Origin of the sequence: Bradyrhizobium pachyrhizi (genome assembly GCF_001189245.1) — a bacterium.
GTDB lineage: Bacteria > Pseudomonadota > Alphaproteobacteria > Rhizobiales > Xanthobacteraceae > Bradyrhizobium > Bradyrhizobium pachyrhizi.
The window spans coordinates 42126-42342 of the sequence record NZ_LFIQ01000035.1 but is presented as its reverse complement, the minus strand read 5'-3'; positions in this window follow the sequence as shown (position 1 = coordinate 42342).

Here is a 217-nt window from a genome sequence, read left to right as displayed (position 1 = left end):
GTCCCTGCTCCCGTGCGCAATTGCGCACTAGGCAGGGACGACGCAAAGTTTGTTGCCCGTCCTTCACGCCATATTTGTAACAGCAAGTCGGCGACGTCTTGAGCAACAAGGTGCCGTCACCATCTCCACTGTCGTCCCTGCGAAAGCAGGGACCCATACGCCGCGGCTTCTGTTGTGAACGGGACTCGTCATTCCAGCGTAGCCCGACGATCTGAAT